Here is an 18,253-nt window from a genome sequence, read left to right on the forward strand (position 1 = left end):
TTTCGCTGACATTTTCAAGCCTTGTCATATCAAACTCGTCAAGTGTTTTCATTGACGGGAATTTCGCAGCTTTTATCCTGCGTTTCTGACCTGTTACCGAGCGCTCTGCAAGTTCCTGTTTCATCAGTTCTATCAGGAACTGCTCATAACCGTCATCAGCTGAAAGATGGCGGATTACCTTATCATAGTTATTGAAAGTAGGCACTCTGAGCTGCTTTGCATATAGCTTGATCGTTTCTTTCTGTACGCTGTTCATACTGCATCACCGCCTTTCAGCAGCGAATCGTATCGTTTAAGATCTGGCAGTATTATCTTTACCGATGTTTCTATCGGCGCATTATTTACTGTTTTACCGATAACGCAGGCGTACAGCGTATCATATGAATCAGCATAAGACAGGTGCTTCAATAATTCATCGCCGGTATCAATATACAGTCTCAATACCTTGACTATCTCCTTTGGGCTATCCAGCTTCATAAGAAAACCATAGAGTTCTCTGGGAACAGTTTCCTTTATCGGTGAAGCATTGTAAACACTTCTCGGACGCTTTTCGATAAGTCCTATGTAGTGTTCAAGGCGATAGTGAGTCTTATCATGACGGTAATCTCTGTCGTATTCAGCGATCGTTTTACCGCAGAACAGCATTATGACTTTGTTGCCGCTGCCTTTGACTGTTATTGTTTTTGAACTGTACTGATACGGCACTGAGTATTTGTTGTGATCGAATCTAACAAGTGAGAAATCATCAGCCTTGACCTGAATTGTGTTTGAAGTATCAAAGCGGTACGGTGGCAAAGGTATCCAGTGGCCTTTGCAATTTTCAGCCATTTCTCCGACTGTCATGCTTTTGCCGGATATCCTATGGCACCTGTACATATTGCAATATTCGAGCAGTTTGGTATTAAGCTCCTCGATAGTTGATATATTCGGCACAGGTACGAAGAAATTCCTTCTGACAAGACCCACCAGACCTTCTACAAGACCTTTTTCGTGTCCCTGTGCAGGATTGCAGAACACCGGTCTGAACGAATAATGAGCCGCAAGAGCAAGATACTTATCGGTCGCTTTTGCATGATGTCCGAAGCCTTCCTTTACAGCGACACGAGCATTGTCAAAGATGATCTTCTGCGGAGTGCCGCCGAAATGTTCAAGTCCTTTAACTATTCCTTCAAGAAAGCTTTCTTCATTCTGCCGATAGAAGGCAGTTACAAATATATCTCCGCTGTAGCATTCTCGCATACACCAGATCTGTATCTTCTGTTTGCAGCCATCGAGGATAACAGTTGCTTCACCCCAGTCGACTTGTACAGCTTCAGCAGGGTCGTATGACAGCGGTACAAATATATCATGAGTATTGCAGCGAAGTTCTGCTACAGTTCTTCTTACAGAGGCTTCACAGCCTTCAAAGCCGCATTCAGCAACCAGGCGTTCATATATCTTATGAGCTGTATGGTGCTGCTTCTGTGGCGCTTTCTTGTCAGATTCAAGGCACATGATAATGAAAGACTTGACTTCATCGGTGATTATATCATTTTTCCTGCCGCTGCCGGGCTTACGTTCCCACGGAACTGTTTGTCCTTTCCAGTATTTCTTTACTGTATTGCGTGATATGCCAAGTATCTTTGCTACATTACGCTGACTGAAGTCAGTATGCTCCCGATAATATCTGATCTTTTCATAGATCTCCATTGCTATTGCCACTCCTTGTTCCTCCTGTACACAAGCTCTTTCTCTTATTATACAGGATTTTTATTATTAGTGGCTCACTTTTTTATTATCATTTATGCCATATTTGGCTCAGTTTTATTTTAGCATACATACTTTTTATTCTTTCTGAGTTATAATAATTAGTATAAAAAGAAATGTTCGTTAGATTTAATACGAATGGAGATGATATTATTGGTATTCGGATATTGCCGCATATCAAAACCAACACAGAACATAGAACGGCAAGAAAGAAATATCCTTGCTTCTTTTCCAAATGCAGTGATCTTCAAGGAAGTATATACAGGTGTTGTAATAAACCGTCATGCATGGCTCAAACTTTCAAAGGTGGTTCGCAAGGGAGATACTATTGTATTCGATAGTGTATCCAGAATGAGCCGTAACGCTAAAGAAGGCATAGAGCGGTACATGGAGCTACTTGACAAGGGCATAGAGCTTGTATTTCTTAAGGAGCCTTATGTTAATACTGAGAACTACAAGCAAGCTCTGAGCGGCGGCGTGGAGCTTGTAGGCAATGATATTGCAGATGTTTATATTGAAGCTACAAACAAGGTCTTGAAGCTGCTTGCAGCAAAGCAGATAGAGCTTGCATTTGAGCAGTCTGAAAAAGAGGTAATGGATATTCGGCAGCGTACAAAAGAGGGCATTGAAACAGCTCGGCTGAATGGTAAGCAGATTGGATTGGCAAAAGGTAGCAAGCTGATTGTAAAAAAAGAAGCTCCTGCAAAGGAACTGATCAGGAAGCATTGTAAAACGTTCGGAGGTACTTTGAATGATATAGAATGTTGCAAATTGACTAATTTAAGCCGAAACACATATTATAAGTACAAACGAGAGATAAAGGAAGAATTGCAGCGAGAAGAAATTGTGCTATAATAGCACATTTTACGCCTATACCAAATAAGAGGATTTTAAGCCAGTTCTTTTCTCTAAGATGCCGATTGACATTGATTTAATTATATGATATTCTAAATAAAACAAGGAGGTAAGTCATGAAAAAAACAAAATATATAGTAATAGTATTAGTAGCAGTATTAAGTCTTTGTTCTTGTGGAGATAATTCGTCGAAGAAGTCAAAGAGTAGAGAAAAAACAAGTTCTACTGCAGAAATGCAGAAAGAAACAGAAAAGATAACACAGCCAGATATCGACAATAATTATAAGATGGTTGATGCATTTGATAAAATTAAAACCGATATTTTTGGAGTATATCCGACAGATTTTAAATTATTTTATAATACATCAGAATCTGATTATAATCAAAAAAATAGACTATGACTGCACAATAAAGTGTGCAGATACAGAAAAAATAATTGTTGAAGTTAAAGCGGAGTATTCTAAGTATGAAGCTGACCTTGAGGAAATGGGATACAAGTTTGAGACTGATTCCAAGATGTATGAATATAGTACTGATGATATTTTGGCAAATATATTAAGAGAAGATCAGCTTACCGATGAGAATATAAAGGCTATTAAAGATCATATATACAGTACTATATGTTCAGAAGAAAGCAAGGAAAACATTTTAGGAGTATACGCTTTACTTCCCAAAGAAGAAGTTTTTTGAGTGATTTCAAGTGCTATGATAATGGAGAAACTGGATTAACGTCCAGTGGGTATGAGAAAGAATTGCTGCAAAAAATACCATCAAAACAGTTCTTTGTAATATCAAAATCTCAAAAAACTTTTCTGAAGAAACTGAATATGAAATAAATTCATTTGAGGTTCGTTTTGAAAATGGAAAAGTGGCGCAATGTACTAATCCTAATCCAGAGCGTTTAATAGACGGAACAATAGACGAAACAAATTATGGTGAATACTTTAATAAAATTCTTGCTGATTACGAGCGGAAAGGGTATTCGTTTGATGTAAAAGAAATACAGATACCATAAAAAGACTGCCAAAAAAGATAACCGCCTTACATTTGAAAGGCGGTTATTGCTATATTCAGCCAAAAATTGCTAAGAAAAAATAAATTAAAATTTTTTGGCGGAAGGGGTTGATATGAGGTATATAAATATGATATAATGCGATTGGCTAATAAAAAAGCACCCCCACAAGGCATAGACAGTTTGGCGACTGACTACGCCTCGTAATCATACAGACACGGGAATGTCTGAATGACTTAGTGAGAATGCTATTTTTGTGTTGTGATGCATATTGCTATACATGCTTCATTATAACACTTATAATAGAACCTTGTCAAGCCTTTCAGTCATTTTGCGACGTCTGAAGGGCTTGTTTTTTTGTTTTCTAAAATGAAACTTGACAACTGAATAACCGTAAACGCTTCATGTACTTTAACACCCTGTCGGTGCGGTGAACATCGATAGCCAAAGAAGATGTGCGCTCATGATCTACGTCTTGTAAACTAACAGATCAGCGATTAACACAATTCTTCTAATCTCAAGCAGTCCTTGAGGGGCGATGACAAGGGGTAGTGATAATGATACTTCCGTGCGAACGGCTCTGAGAGAACCTCAGAGATATACAATAAAGATTGACAGCACCTTTATGTATATATGAGCTGCTACTGGCAATAGGGGAGGTAAAGTGAAACAAATTTATCTATCCTACTTGCGGCAAACACTTTAGCTCACCATGAAGCGTTGCGAACTTATTTTATAATCAAGTAGATATAACAAGTACTCAGAACACATTCTTGTGCTCTGAGTACTTGTTATATCATTGAGGGTGGGAGATGGGATTCGAACCCACGGTCTTCGGGACCACAATCCGACGCTTTAACCAGCTAAGCTACACCCACCATATTCAATAAATAAAAACGAAGCTCTCCATTAGATGGAGTCAAGTAACGGAGAGTTTCGGAATGGCGCGCCTTGCTGGATTCGAACCAGCGGCTTACTGCTTAGAAGGCAGTTACTCTATCCAGCTGAGTTAAAGGCGCATAGAAAAGATTAGCAGCCATAGCTGCTAAATAATGGAGCGGGTGATGGGAATCGAACCCACGTGTTCAGCTTGGAAGGCTGACATTCTACCATTGAACTACACCCGCACGGCGTTTCAACAGAAAATATTCTATCACATTCTAAGCTGAATGTCAATAGCATAATTGAAAAAAAGTCATATTGACTAATTTTTTTGCCTGGCACGGTTGCTCACGGGACAAAATGCTGATTAAATGGCTTGCGGCGAAAAAATAATAAAAAAGTTGTCACAAAACAGGTAGATTTTGCGTCTAATATAATAGGGAGTTGCAGATTGACAGAAAAGTGACGATTTTGTAATTTAAAAGTCACGTTAATGTCATACAGGTGTTGTATACTGTTAACATGGTCTGAGGCTAACGGAAATATACCGTTAGAATATGTTACAAAAATTTTTTACATAAGCAGCAATGTCTTGAAAAAGATTAAGATTTTCACAAAAAAATCGAAAAAGTCTTACTATAAACTTGACAAACCTTTGTCAATATTATATTATAGATAATTGAGAGATGTTGTTTCAGCTTTGATTTTGTCAGATCTAAAAAATTTTTTGTATCAATGCACAAAAATAGCGGCTTCATTTGTTTATTATATGCATACGCTGCTTTCGTGCTGACATCAAGACTGAAAATGCGGAGTATGATATAGGGATTATACTCGGGGAGTATCTTGTGAATGGAGGGGTAATATAATAGAGCATCGTTTAAAGTCAGTTAAAACAAAAAAATATATCTTTGCGTCATCTTTTTATGTTTTTGCGGACACTTATTATACAGAGACCTGAAAAGATGACGGGAAAAGATAATTTCAGGACAAAAGATTTTTTGTGAGGTTGTATTCAAATGAAAAAAAATACAAAAAATCAGTGCGGAAGAAGGGGAGAGCGCGTTTTCAGCAATGTCTGTATAATGCCGAGCCTTATAGGAGTAATGGTATTCTTCCTTGTTCCGTTCTGCATAGTAATATATTATTCTCTAATCAACAACCCTGTACTGAAAGAGTTTGTAGGACTTGAAAATTACACTAAGCTCTTCAGCAATGTGGCATTCACAAAGGCGGTAAAGAATACAGCGTTCTTCTCACTTGTGTCGGTGCCGCTTTCGGTGATACTTTCTCTTGGACTTGCGATGCTTCTTGAGAGGAATATCCCCGGAAAAAGTATATTCAGAACGTTTTTCCTGAGTCCGCTCATGGTACCTACGGCATCTGTAGTTCTTGTATGGCAGGTACTTTTCCATAATCACGGAACTATAAATCAGATAATAGAGTCCTTCGGCGGTCACGGTGTAGACTGGATAAAGTCTCCTTACGGACAGGTAGTTATAATATGTATGTTCCTCTGGAAGAACCTTGGATACAATATGATATTGTTCATGTCTGCGCTTTGTGCTATACCTCGTGATATAATCGAGGTAGCAGACCTTGAAGGTGCGAGCGGCTTTTACAAATTCGTACATATCAAGCTGAGATACCTTTCACCGACTATTCTTTTCGTACTTATCCTTTCAATGATAAACTCGTTCAAGATATTCAGAGAGGTATACCTGCTTACGGGAAATTATCCGCAGGATAAGCTCTATATGCTCCAGCACTTTATGAACAACACCTTCAACAGTCTGGATTATCAGAAGCTTTCAGCAGCAGCCGTGCTCTTTGCACTTGTAATGATAGTAGTAATGGCTATACTCCTCATCGCGGAGAATATCTTCGGAAAGGATGTGGAGAACTGATGAGCTTTAAAGTATCTACTCCGGGAATAAAAGCACGCAAAAAGATGTTTGATATAATAGTTCTCGTCTTTATACTGCTTGTTGCTGTATTGTTCCTTTTTCCGACGATCCTCACCATTGCCAATTCGTTTATGACATCAAACGAGATAACAGCGAATTACGGTGCGATGCTGTCAAATATGACCGAAAAGGAAAAGACATTCATATCAAGTAATGTCAATCTTAAATTCATTCCCGATAAGGTCACATTTGACCAGTACAAAGCTGTACTGATACAGAATTCGGATTATCTCATCAAGTTCTGGAATTCCGTAATGCTCACATTGCCGATAACAGTATTCCAGATGCTTGTTGCGATACTTACTTCATACGGTTTTTCGAGATATCCGAATAAATTCAAGAGTATTATCTTCTTTGCATACATAATACTTATGATAATGCCTTATCAGGTAACTCTTGTACCTAATTTCCTTGTAGCCGATAAGTTCGGAATGCTCGAAACGAGAAAGGCTATAATACTTCCTGCTATATTCTCGCCGTTCAGCATATTCCTGCTTACAAAGGTAATGAGACGTATACCGATCTCATATGTCGAGGCTGCAAAGCTTGACGGTGCAGGCGAATTCAAGATACTCACAAAGATCTATGTACCTCTTTGCAAGGGCGCTATAGTTTCCATAGCTATGCTTGTATTCATCGACTACTGGAACATGGTCGAACAGCCGCTTGTACTTATGAAGGAAAGCACATACCACCCGCTTTCGGTATTCCTGTCACAGATAAATACAGGAGATATAGGACTTGCCTTTGCAGTGGGAACGGTGTACATGATACCTACCGTACTGATGTTCCTTTACGGAGAGGATTACCTCGTTGAGGGCATAACCTATTCAGGCGGAATAAAGGGCTGAGTTGATAAAAAGTTGAAAAGTATACAATATTATATAAAAACAGTTGTCAGAGCTATTCTCTCAGAAGGAGTAATAATATGAATGAGACAAAAGAAGTTAAGGATATAAAGCTTGAGGGCGAAGAAAAAGAAAAAATGTCGCCTTCAAGGAGGAGAGAGATCATAAAAACGCTCATTATCATTTTTCTTGCGATAATGCTTGTTCTTACATTCTTCTCCAATACAATAATGAACAGATCGCTGCCTGAGATATCTACAGAGAATGTTTCATCAGGAAAGCTTACAGAGCGTCTTGAAGGAAAGGGCGTTATCGAGGCAAATCAGTCTTATAAAGTTACCGTTGAGGGCAACAGAGTCGTTGAGAAGATACATATTAAAAAGGGACAGGAAGTAAAAAAGGACGATGTGCTCTTTACGATAAATACAGTTTCAAACGAAAAGCTTGAAGAAGCCGAGGCAGATCTTGAAAAATTAAAGCTTGATTATGAAACAGCACTTCTTCAGGATCCTGTTGATTATTCAAAAGAAAACCAGAGCATAAAGGCAGCACGCGATGCTCTGAATTCAGCTATCGCAAAGCGCGATGCCGCAAGAGCAAATGAAGCAAATGCTGAACGCGCAAAGTCAGAAAACAACTCAAACAAGTCCGAGCTTGAAAGACTTACATCAGAGCAGGAGAAGCTTTCGACAGCTATAAAGGCTATAAGAATAAATTCCTATGATGAAGCTCCTTATGAGCTTGTAGGCGACCTTCCTGTATTATTGAGCGATTTTGAGTTTGCTGACGCTGAGTACAAGAGTGCATCAGAAACATATCAGACAATTCTCGGAACCGAGGGCGGCAATATTGAGCTTGCAAAGGCTGAGCGCGATGAAAAGCAGGCTGCAAGAGAAGCTGCTGAAAAGGTTTATAATGATGCAAAGAATTCCATACGCGACAATCTGAATTCACGTCTTTCAGAGATCGAAGGCCCTATAACCGATCTTAAAAACAGGATAGCAGATTATGAAGCTACATACGGCGAAAAAGGCTCAGAAAGCTATGAGACACTTGCTGCGGCTGTTGTCGAAAAGCAGAATTCACTTGAAGATCTTATAATCGACCTTAACAAGGATAAGCAGAAGGACAGTATAACAAACAAGAAAAACGCACTTGATATTGAGGCAAAGAAGAAGGCTGTGGATAAGCAGCAGGAAAAGGTCGACAAGATGAAGAAGGAAGGCAAGTCTTCCGAGGTCAAGTCAAAGTATTCGGGCGTTGTAAGCTCAATAAACGTACAGCCCGATGCAACAACTACAGACGGTGAGCCGCTTGCGGTTATCGACCTTTTTGATGACGGCTTTACTGTAAAGGTATATGTTGATAACGATGTTGTCAAGAAGGTAAAGAAGGGCGTACAGGCTGATGTCATAAACAACTACGGCGGCGATATAGAGGCTGTTCTTAAAGAGATAAAGAATAATCCCGAAAATTCAAAGCAGAAGGAGCTTACCTTTGATGTAACAGGAGATGTTGCATCAGGCGACAGCATCGAGCTGGCAATACCGCTCGGAAGCGGAACATATGACGCTATCGTTCCGAGAAGCGCTGTTTATCCTGATGATAAGAATGGTCACTATGTTTATATAGTACGCTCAAAGAACACACCTCTCGGAAACCGTTATTACGCAGAGAAAGTAAATGTCAATGTTGAGGCTAAGGACTCTGTTTCATGTGCCGTTTCAGGCGGTATAGGCAGAGGAGATTATATCATAACCGCATCAAGCAAGCCTATCAAATCCGGTGCTCAGGTCCGCATGAAGGATAAATAAGGTGGTGGACCTTATGAGATCAAAAATCAAGCTGAGACATAAGATAATAGCGGCGATAAATGCAGCTGCTGTAGCAGGAGCGATAATACTCACAGCCGTGGGCAGCTCCGCTGCAAGGGCTCAGAGATACAATTATGCGTGGGAACGCTGGAAAGGCGAGAGCAAGGACAGCTTCGGACAGGTAAGCTGCTACTTCAGTAAGGACGCAGGTTTTGATATCAACAGTGTGAGATCTGCCCAACAAATGATCATGTCCAAGCTTTCAGAAGCGTCTGTAACTCCCGAGGAGGGACAAAAGCTTATAGAATGTGCTTACAGTGTTCCTGTCGGAAGTGCAACCCTCAGCGGTGACGGTCCGGGAACATCTGAGGCTGAAATTACTGCTGTGGGCGGAGATTTCTTTTCATTCAGAAATTTCACGATGTTAAGCGGTTCGTTCTTTGAAGATGATGACCTTATGCATAACGGCATCGTCATAGATGAGCAGGCAGCATTTTTACTTTACGGTTCTGACAATATCATAGGTCAGAATATATATATAAATAATGTTAAGCTTTATGTTTCGGGAGTAATAGCTCTCCCCGAGACAAAAGCCGAGAAGAGCTGTGCAGGCAAGAAACCAAAGGCATATATTTCGTATGATGCTGCCGGGCTTATTTTCAACAAGGGCTCTGACGACAGCTCGTCTTATAATAAACAAGGCTCGGAGGTAAATAAGGTCACTTGTTTTGAGTGCGTTTCTCCCGATCCCGTAGAGAATTTTACATACAATGCCATAAAGAAAGCATTTGTCGAAACAGAAACATATAAGGGCAAGATAAGCATTGTAGACAATGTTAAGCGCTATGAACCAAAGACAAGGCTAAAGGCGCTGAAAAAAATAGCTGATGTTGTAGTGGTCAAGGAAGATGTGGTCTATCCCTACTGGGAAAACGCATCAAGGATGACTGACGTCAAGCTTTCATTCATTTACGGAGGACGCAGGCTCCTTCTTATTATACCGATTATAACGTTGATAGTTCTTTTTATAAAGGCTCTCAGGTTATATAATAGAAAAAAAGCAGGTCTGAAAAAAGCCTTTGCCGACTATATGTCGGTAAAGTGGAGCGAATTTAAAAACAAGCTCTCAAAAAGAGATAAACAGACCGCAGAAAAAGAAAGCCAAAGCTGAAAGCAGAGGCAAACAAAAGAAAGTATTTATAAAAAATTGAAACGAGGGAATACTATGGAAAAAAATTTTTCAAAACGTATCACAGCATTATCCGCAGCACTTGCCGTAATAGCAGGATCAGCAGCTTCATGCGGTAAGAAGAGCGAAAGCAAGGCTGAGAAAAAGACAGCTCAGGAGCTTATGGCAGCTTCTTACCGTGCAGAGCTCATCGACACAGATGTCGAGTTTGAAGATGTACGTGATATGAAACAGCTCAGCGACGGTCGTATTTTTATCAGCAAATACGATTATGAATCAACTTCACCTTCATTCTATATTGCTGATTCTGATTTTACAAACTTTGAGGAAGTCAAGATGGATCTTGGCATAAAGGACAGCGAAGACGTGAATATTGCTTCAGGTCTTGCTCCTGACGGAAATATAGTTGTAATGGTAACATTTATCGATTACGGTGATATGGAAAAGCCAAACTATGACGATCCTAACTTTGATTATGAACACTTTGATTATGAAGAGCTTGAGCGCAATATCAAGCAGACATACAAGATCTACACAGTTGATCTTGAAGGAAAGGTCAAATCAGAGAATGAAATAAAGAGCCTTGACGATTATAAAGGGGAAGGCGAAGGAAGATTAAGCGTAGGCAATTTCTGTGCTTGCAGCGGCGGAAAGGCTATACTTACAATATACGGCAATGCTGAGGAGCACTATGTTGTGATTAATTCTGACGGAAACGTTGACCAGGAGATAGACCTTGACGGTATGGACTGGATCAATAATATCTCTCCTATCGACGAAAAGACATTTGCTATTCTCGGCGGCGGTTCTTCAGGTGAATGTGTTAAGTTTATCGACAGCGAGAACTTCAAGCCTACAGGCGAGGAACTGAAGTTTGAGGATCTCGGAAATTCAAGCCTTAATGGAATTTTCAAGGGCAATGATGAGTACAGCTACTTTGTATCAACAGAAAAGGGTATTTCAGGAGCCAATAAGGACGGCAAGACCACAGAGATCATCAACTGGGTAGACTCTGATATGGGTTCCGGATATGTAAGCGCATTTATCCCTGTTGCTAACGGAGAGTTCATCATATACTACAGTGATTATTCATCAGGCAGCGAGAACGGCATCTACAGACTTACAAAGCGTGATGCTTCCGAGCTCGAAAATACAAAGGTCATCTCTATCGGCGTACTTTATGACGACTGGGAGGTAAAGCAGAAGGTAGCTACTTTCAATAAATCACATGACGGCATAAGATTTAAGATCGAAGATTACAGCAAGTACGATGAATACGATGACGATGGAATGGCAACAGCTTCAGGTGAGGGACAGCTCAAGAAGGATATCGTTTCAGGAAAGGCTCCTGATATAATCGTTTCATACAACCACGGTATCATCGACAGCCTTTACAAGAAGGGCCTCTTCATGGATCTTTATGAGATGCTTGACAAGGACGCTGATATGAGCAAGGACGATATCATGCCTAATGTGCTTAATGCCTGTGAAATTGGCGGAAAGCTCTATTCTCTCTCTCCTTCATTCTCTGTACAGACATTAGCTGCAAAGAAGTCAAACTGTGATAAGGAAAACTGGACAATTGATGAGATGATAGATACATACAAAAACTTACCTAAGAATATGAGATTTACAACTCTTGATTGTAAGGAAAGTATGCTTTCAATGGTCGTTGCTGTACTCGGTGATGCTATCGACTACGAAAAGGGTACCTGCAATTTTGATACTCCTGATGTAAGAAAGCTTCTCAATTTCATAGATCAGTTCCCGGGACAGGAAGAAGTGATGGACATGGACGATCATAACGCAATGATGGAAATGTTCGGCGGCGACAACATCAAGGAGAACAAGGTACTTCTTCAGAATATGTACATAGGCAATTTTGTTGATTATACAGAAACACTCAAGGGTCAGTTTGAAGGCGACATTTCATTTGTCGGCTACCCATCTTCAAACGGCAAGGGCAGCGTTTTATGTCTTGAAGAGAACTTCGCTATCCTTTCAAATTCCGAGTACAAGGATGAGTGCTGGGAGTTCATAAAGATGTTCTTTACAAAGTCTGACGATGAAGACGAGGAAAACGGCGGAATGTACGGCTTCCCTTCACTCAAGTCTGAATTTGACAAGATGGCAGAAAAGAGTATGAAGAAGCCTACCTACAAGGACGAAAACGGCAAGACAGTTGAACAGGATCTTACTTACTATACAAACGACGGCAAGGAGATCAAGATAGATCCTCTTAACGAGAAGGAAAAGGACTTTATCGTAGATTACATCAAGAACACAACACAGATAAGCGATTCTATGGATCCTGATGTAAGCATGATACTTATGGAAGAAATAATGGCTTATCTCAAGGGAGAAAAGACTGCGGATGAGGTTATCGACCTTATTCAGAACCGTGTATCACTTCTCGTAAGCGAGCAGAGCTGATAGAAGCTTTTATCAGCGCATAAATAATGATATTCAGATATTTTCGTATATAAATACAACCTCCTTAATTTTTGGCTCTGCCCTGTGTGGCAGAGCCTTTTCCTTTGTTGACAATAAAAAACAAAAATGCTATACTTGTGATATTGATAAAATAAATATTACGATAAAGGTGAAATATGAGCAAACGAGCGAGGATAATGACAGCGGTCCTGTTTCCGTGTGCTGCTGTACTTATATATATATTCAGAAACTCATTGGCCGCAGCAGCGCGTTTACTGCCCGAATGTGCCATACATAGGCTTACAGGCGTATGGTGTACGGGCTGCGGCAACACAAGGAGCACTATCGCTCTTCTGAACGGGCAGCTGTGGAGGGCGGTAAGATGCAATCCTACCATACCGTTTCTTGTGCTGCTGGCGTTTCTGTTCTACGCAGAAACAGTTATAGGCATATGGAATGATAAAGTAAAGCTGCTTCCGCGGAAAAAGTGGATATGGTGGACTATACTGGCTTTATTCCTTGTATTTTTTATATTGAGGAATTTTATGGATATACTTGCTCCTACAGCGTGATGCCGGATTATTTCAGCTCTGAGTTCTTAGCTGCAAGTTCTGATTTTATGCGCGAAAAAATCACCGCATATGTTGATTTATTAGCAATTAGATGTTATAATATAATGTGTATTCAATAACCGTATAATATTTTTCGGAGTGTGAAAAATGAATAAATATAAAAAACTTGTCTTTAATACGGGGATTTTTGCCATAGGTACGTTCGGCTCAAAGATACTTGTTTTACTGCTCAACAGACTTTATACAGCCAATTTAAGCTCGCATAATCTCGGAATAAAGGGACTTCTCGTCACAATGGCTCTGTTTTTGCAGCCTATATTTACTTTTGCTTTGCAGGAGTATCTCATACGCTTCGGACTTGATAAGGAGTACGACAAGAGAAAGGTATTCAATACCTCCGCTGTAATGACTGCGGTCGGTATGCTGATAATGGCTTTTGTAATGCCGCTGCTTGCCGCTGTCCCTGCACTTGACTTCGTAAAGGGCTATTCGCTGCTGCTTGTGGTATACATCATAACGTCGTCGTTCCGTATGCTGTGTCAGCAGTTCGTCCGCGCACTAGACAAGGTAAAGCTTTTCTCAATAGACGGTATATTGGCGGTGCTTACACTGCTTATATTCAATGTGATATTCATTTCCGTACTGCACTGGGGCGTAAAGGGCTTCATGCTTGCAACTATACTCTCCGATCTGTTCTCCATAATCTTCCTTTTTGCAGCTGCAAATCTGAAGAAATATACAGGGATACGCTACTTCAGCAAGGAGCTTGCAGGCGAGATGATGAGGTTTGCGGGACCCTTTGTGCCTACAATAGTAATGTGGACCATAACGAGCCTTTCAGACAGACTCTTCATCAATAAGATGCACAGCGACTATCACGAGCTCGGAAAGTCCGCCGTAGGTATCTACGACTGCGCAAACGTAATACCAAATCTTATCTCAATGGTATCGACTATATTCTATCAGGCATGGAGTATGTCTGCCATAAATGAGAATTCCTCTGCGGACAGAAACAAGTTTTACGAAAAGGTATATTCCGCATATGAAGCAATGCTTTTCGTGGCTTCCGCAGGACTTCTCCTGCTTATCAAGCCTGTAACATCAATATTCATGGTATCAAGCACCTATTCGGAGTATTCGACCGTATATCTTTATACTCCCATACTTGTAGTTGCTGTGCTGTTTATGAGCTTAAATCAGTTTCTCGGCAGTATCTATTCAGCCACAAAGCACCCGCAGAATTCATGCTATACCGCGCTTGCTGCCTGCATAGTGAATATTCCCATGAACTATTTCCTCATACCGATATGGGGCATAAACGGAGCTGCCATAGCAACTCTGCTCAGCTATCTCATATGCTTCTGGGCGCGTATAATCGACGCAAGATACTATGTGCCCTTCCGCTTCAACGGAGTCAAGAACCTTGCAAATACAGCACTGCTTCTTCTGATGTGTGCCGTAATGATGACTGAAGTAAGGTTCTATATATTCGGCGCACTTGTTTTTGCCGCAGCTGTTTTTGCGATGAACTACAAGTCGCTGCTCATTACAGTAAACAAGCTCCTCAAAAGGAGCTGACAAATAACAGCCCTTAGTCTTTAGCCTTTAGCCATTAGGAGCAGCAAAGCTGCGCAGGCTAACGGCTCATGGCTAAGGGCTAACGGCTAAAAAGGAGGGCTAATTATGCCGACACCACACAACAACGCAAAGAAAGGCGATATCGCCAAAACAGTTCTCATGCCGGGAGACCCGCTGAGAGCAAAATTCATCGCCGAAAATTACCTTGATGCACCTGTATGCTACAACGAGGTAAGAGGTATGCTTGGCTATACGGGCACTTACAAGGGCGTTCCCGTATCCGTACAGGGCAGCGGCATGGGTATGCCTTCTATCGGTATCTATTCATACGAGCTTTTCAACGAATACGATGTTGAGAATATCATCAGAGTAGGCACAGCAGGAGCTGTTTCGGACAGTGTGCAGCTTCGTGACGTAGTTATCGGAATGAGCGCCAGCACAAATTCCGCCTATGCTTCACAGTACAGGCTCCCGGGGACTTACGCTCCCACAGCTTCATGGAGCTTATTATCAGCTGCTGTAAAGGCAGCCGAGGCAAAGGGCAGCAGATTTCATGTAGGAAATATACTGTCCAGCGATACCTTCTATGATGATGCCGACAGTCTTGCAGACTGGCAGAAAATGAACGTGCTTGCCATAGAAATGGAAGCAGCTGCACTTTACATGAACGCTGCGAGAGCAGGGAAGAATGCACTGTGCATACTCACCGTATCCGACTGTCCGCTGAAAGGGCTTTCCACCACAGCAGAGGAGAGACAGACTACCTTCCGTGATATGATGGAAATAGCTCTTGAAACAGCCTGTTCCTTAAAATAAAATTTCAGCGTAATTTAAGATAACTTTAAGATTATTTTAAGGTTGGATTGGTATATTATAAGTGGATTAAGTAATCCCCCAATTCCCCTTCTATATTTATTCATTTCATTTTTCTTGGCTATGCTTCGTGCATAGCTTTTTACTTTATACGGAAAAGTACATAACAAAAAAACGCAGCGGTTTCGGTGCTATCGAAACTGCTGCGTCTTTTCATGGGGAAAGGGAAGAGGCTCAATCCTCGGTGGTTTTTCTTGATTTTTTGAATCTGGACTTCTGACCGAAGTTCAGAGATATCGTGAGTATCTTGTCTGACTTGAAAAGCTTCAGAGCGAAGAACATCACGACGATGAATATTACAAACTGATATCCTAAACCCAGCCAGAAATCTGTCATCTTTCCGAACATAAGGTTTGGTATCGCGGTAAATGTGTGTGTAAAGGGGACTGCATACACAAGGAGCTTTGCTGCTGTAGGAAGTGAACTAATATCTGTGAAAACAGATATGAGCCACGGTATCATTACCAGCATCATTATCGGCAGGAGCATTGTCTGAGCTGACTTTGAGTCATTGACAAGTGCGCCGAGGATAATGGATATCGCAAGGCATATCATGATGGTAAGGAATAACTGAACACCTACCAGTGCATAATCCACAGCCGAAAGGTTGAGACCAAGCTGTTTGAAGGCGTCGTTTGCGGAGAAGGACTCAGTCATAGCCTGAGTTACTCCCAGGTCGCTTGTCATAGCGTCTGTCATTCCTTTTGTGTATGCTGAGAAGCCAAACATCATAACGCCTGCATTTATGAGAGCAACTATAGCTGCTGCAAGCATTTTGGCTGTTATAACAGAACCTCGAGTTACAGGGGTGGAAAGGAGGGTTTCGAGGGTCTTGTCTATTTTTTCATTTGATATCGAAGCAATAAGCGACTGAGATGTAAGCATCAGGAGCACAAGAACGATGATAGGAAGTATCATATTCTGAGTCGATATCTTACCGAGTATTGTACTGCTCGATATTTTTGCTGATTTATCAGCTACTACGGTATGATCCTCTACGCTGAGCGGAGCTTCGATTATTTTCAGATTATCCTCCGAAACGCCCTGCTGCTCTGCAAGCTCATACGAGATATAGGAATTTATAAGAGATGTGGTACCTTCCGTGCCGCCTGTAAAGCTGCTGAATGTTGAAGCAGACTTTATATTGTTCACGGAGATGACCACAGGCTTTTTGCCGTTTTTCAATTCATCGGTAAAGCCTTTCGGGAGCACCACGTAGCTTTTCATATCGCTGCCGCTGAACGCTGATGCATAGTCCTCATTTTTGACCGATACGATATTGACATCTGAACCGTTGATCCTGAATGACTCTATCATATCCTTTGTGAAGTCGGTATAATCAAGGTCGCATATATTTATCTTGGGGTGAACGCTGTCCTCGGCGATCTCCTTTGTTACGGACTGCATAACATTTCCCATTATCATAAATATTGCCAGTGAAAATATCAATGAGAATATCATCTGAGCGTTTATCAGCTCGGAAAGTTCTTTTTTGAGAAGGTTAATGAACTTCATTCTCGTTCACCACCCTTTCAAAAACTTCCTCAAGATTAGGAGCGTTATAGCGTTCCTTCAGCTCGTCAGTCCTGCCCGTCACCATAAGATGTCCCTTTGAGACGATACCCACACGGTCGGAAACGAACTCTATCTCAAGCATATTGTGTGATGAGAGAAGGAAGGACATTCCTTCTTCCTCGGCGAGCTTTTTTATCATCTTGCGTATCTCGATAGCATTGAGTACATCAAGACCGCTTGTAGGCTCGTCAAGTATAGCAAGCTTAGGCTTTGTCATTACAGCCCTTGCAAGTAAAAGCTTGCGTATCATTCCTCGGCTGTAGCTTCCTATCTTATCGTTGAGCCTGTCGCCGAGACAGCAGATCGCTTTCGCACGGTCAACACAGGCATTTATGCCGTCTATGTCCGTTGTGAAAAGTCCTGCCATGAATCTCAGGTACTTTATACCTGTCATCTGTTTATATGCACCTGCTTCGTCGGGGAGGTAGGTTATACATTCCCGGACCTTTTCAGGAGCTTTTATAACGCTGTGCCCTGCGACGATCGCATCGCCGTCTGTGGGCTTCAGCAAAGTAGATATCATTCTTATAGTGGTTGTCTTTCCTGCGCCGTTGGGACCGATGAGAGCAAATATCTCTCCTTCGCCGATCTCAAAGGAAATTTTGTCAACGGCCAGAACCTTGGTGTACTGCTTTGTAAGTCCTTTTACTTCAAGAACATTTGCCAAGTATATCTCTCCTTGTTAATTGGAGTCAAGTAGTGGAACTGTTACTTCTTCTACACTTGTATCATAGCATAAATAGCATCAAATGTCAATACAAAAAGTAGAATGTCGATAAGATTTTACAGTTTTTTAATAATCGTGAAATTCGGGCATTAAATTAAATCAATGAGCCGAAAGATGTTGTCATAGCTTACAATTATATTTTGCGCTGATTGTGTATTTCTGTTATAAAAAACTATAATTTA

The 18,253-nt window shown here is 41.0% G+C and carries 15 protein-coding genes and 3 tRNA genes; 11 read left to right on the plus strand and 7 right to left on the minus strand.

Annotated features, from left to right (window positions below; all coding sequences use genetic code 11):
* Nucleotides 1-256: ATP-binding protein (locus tag BUB28_RS10840; protein ID WP_242939985.1), on the minus strand; the 256-nt coding region annotated here is incomplete at its 3' end.
* Nucleotides 253-1,701 (minus strand): IS21 family transposase, encoded by a 1,449-nt coding sequence (gene istA / locus BUB28_RS10845; RefSeq protein WP_081373486.1) that lies wholly within the window; start codon nucleotides 1,699-1,701, stop codon nucleotides 253-255. The genes BUB28_RS10840 and istA, both read right to left, overlap by 4 nt.
* Before the next feature lie 183 nt (nucleotides 1,702-1,884).
* Here istA and BUB28_RS10850 point away from each other — a divergent pair, with 183 nt between their 5' ends.
* The 3 genes from BUB28_RS10850 to BUB28_RS17290 all read left to right on the plus strand — a co-directional run bounded on the left by BUB28_RS10850 (nucleotide 1,885) and on the right by BUB28_RS17290 (nucleotide 3,291).
* On the plus strand, nucleotides 1,885-2,601 hold the full coding sequence (locus BUB28_RS10850) for a recombinase family protein (protein ID WP_242939986.1): 717 nt from the start codon (nucleotides 1,885-1,887) through the stop codon (nucleotides 2,599-2,601).
* Between the two features lie 116 nt (nucleotides 2,602-2,717).
* The gene (locus tag BUB28_RS10855; RefSeq protein WP_072951383.1) at nucleotides 2,718-3,002 is read left to right on the plus strand and encodes a hypothetical protein; all 285 of its coding nucleotides are present in this window, start codon (nucleotides 2,718-2,720) and stop codon (nucleotides 3,000-3,002) included.
* An 85-nt stretch (nucleotides 3,003-3,087) separates the two neighbouring features.
* On the plus strand, nucleotides 3,088-3,291 hold the full coding sequence (locus tag BUB28_RS17290) for a hypothetical protein (RefSeq protein WP_072951385.1): 204 nt from the start codon (nucleotides 3,088-3,090) through the stop codon (nucleotides 3,289-3,291).
* A 1,125-nt stretch (nucleotides 3,292-4,416) separates the two neighbouring features.
* On the opposite strand, the gene BUB28_RS10865 is transcribed toward BUB28_RS17290, so the two are convergent.
* The 3 genes from BUB28_RS10865 to BUB28_RS10875 form a co-directional block, all read right to left on the minus strand.
* Nucleotides 4,417-4,492, minus strand: a tRNA-His gene (locus BUB28_RS10865).
* A 63-nt stretch (nucleotides 4,493-4,555) separates the two neighbouring features.
* Nucleotides 4,556-4,632, minus strand: a tRNA-Arg gene (locus tag BUB28_RS10870).
* Nucleotides 4,633-4,666: 34 nt separating this feature from the next.
* Nucleotides 4,667-4,740, minus strand: a tRNA-Gly gene (locus BUB28_RS10875).
* Nucleotides 4,741-5,514: 774 nt separating this feature from the next.
* Between BUB28_RS10875 and BUB28_RS10880 the strand changes: the two genes are divergently transcribed.
* From BUB28_RS10880 to deoD, 8 genes are all read left to right on the plus strand, one after another.
* A complete protein-coding gene (locus BUB28_RS10880) occupies nucleotides 5,515-6,402 on the plus strand; it encodes a carbohydrate ABC transporter permease (protein WP_081373487.1) in 888 nt (295 codons plus the stop codon).
* Entirely contained in the window at nucleotides 6,402-7,313 is a 912-nt protein-coding gene (locus BUB28_RS10885; RefSeq protein WP_072951387.1) for a carbohydrate ABC transporter permease, read from the plus strand. Before BUB28_RS10880 ends, BUB28_RS10885 begins: the two co-directional genes overlap by 1 nt.
* A gap of 77 nt (nucleotides 7,314-7,390) precedes the next feature.
* On the plus strand, nucleotides 7,391-9,124 hold the full coding sequence (locus BUB28_RS10890; protein ID WP_072951388.1) for an HlyD family efflux transporter periplasmic adaptor subunit: 1,734 nt from the start codon (nucleotides 7,391-7,393) through the stop codon (nucleotides 9,122-9,124).
* 13 nt (nucleotides 9,125-9,137) lie between these two features.
* Nucleotides 9,138-10,295 (plus strand): ABC transporter permease, encoded by a 1,158-nt coding sequence (locus BUB28_RS10895; RefSeq protein ID WP_072951390.1) that lies wholly within the window; start codon nucleotides 9,138-9,140, stop codon nucleotides 10,293-10,295.
* Nucleotides 10,296-10,349: 54 nt separating this feature from the next.
* On the plus strand, nucleotides 10,350-12,746 hold the full coding sequence (locus BUB28_RS10900; protein ID WP_072951392.1) for an extracellular solute-binding protein: 2,397 nt from the start codon (nucleotides 10,350-10,352) through the stop codon (nucleotides 12,744-12,746).
* A 254-nt stretch (nucleotides 12,747-13,000) separates the two neighbouring features.
* On the plus strand, nucleotides 13,001-13,318 hold the full coding sequence (locus BUB28_RS10905) for a DUF2752 domain-containing protein (RefSeq protein WP_207647106.1): 318 nt from the start codon (nucleotides 13,001-13,003) through the stop codon (nucleotides 13,316-13,318).
* A gap of 147 nt (nucleotides 13,319-13,465) precedes the next feature.
* The gene (locus BUB28_RS10910) at nucleotides 13,466-14,896 is read left to right on the plus strand and encodes an oligosaccharide flippase family protein (RefSeq protein WP_072951395.1); all 1,431 of its coding nucleotides are present in this window, start codon (nucleotides 13,466-13,468) and stop codon (nucleotides 14,894-14,896) included.
* A gap of 105 nt (nucleotides 14,897-15,001) precedes the next feature.
* Entirely contained in the window at nucleotides 15,002-15,712 is a 711-nt protein-coding gene (gene deoD / locus BUB28_RS10915) for a purine-nucleoside phosphorylase (RefSeq protein ID WP_072951397.1), read from the plus strand.
* 231 nt (nucleotides 15,713-15,943) lie between these two features.
* Here deoD and BUB28_RS10920 read toward each other — a convergent pair whose 3' ends face one another.
* Both BUB28_RS10920 and BUB28_RS10925 read right to left on the minus strand, forming a co-directional pair.
* The gene (locus tag BUB28_RS10920; protein ID WP_072951398.1) at nucleotides 15,944-17,284 is read right to left on the minus strand and encodes an ABC transporter permease; all 1,341 of its coding nucleotides are present in this window, start codon (nucleotides 17,282-17,284) and stop codon (nucleotides 15,944-15,946) included.
* A complete protein-coding gene (locus tag BUB28_RS10925; protein WP_072951400.1) occupies nucleotides 17,271-18,011 on the minus strand; it encodes an ABC transporter ATP-binding protein in 741 nt (246 codons plus the stop codon). The genes BUB28_RS10920 and BUB28_RS10925 overlap by 14 nt, the downstream gene beginning before the upstream one ends.
* Between the last annotated feature and the right edge of the window lie 242 nt (nucleotides 18,012-18,253).

The sequence above is a fragment of the Ruminococcus flavefaciens genome (genome assembly GCF_900143025.1).
GTDB lineage: Bacteria > Bacillota > Clostridia > Oscillospirales > Ruminococcaceae > Ruminococcus > Ruminococcus flavefaciens_I.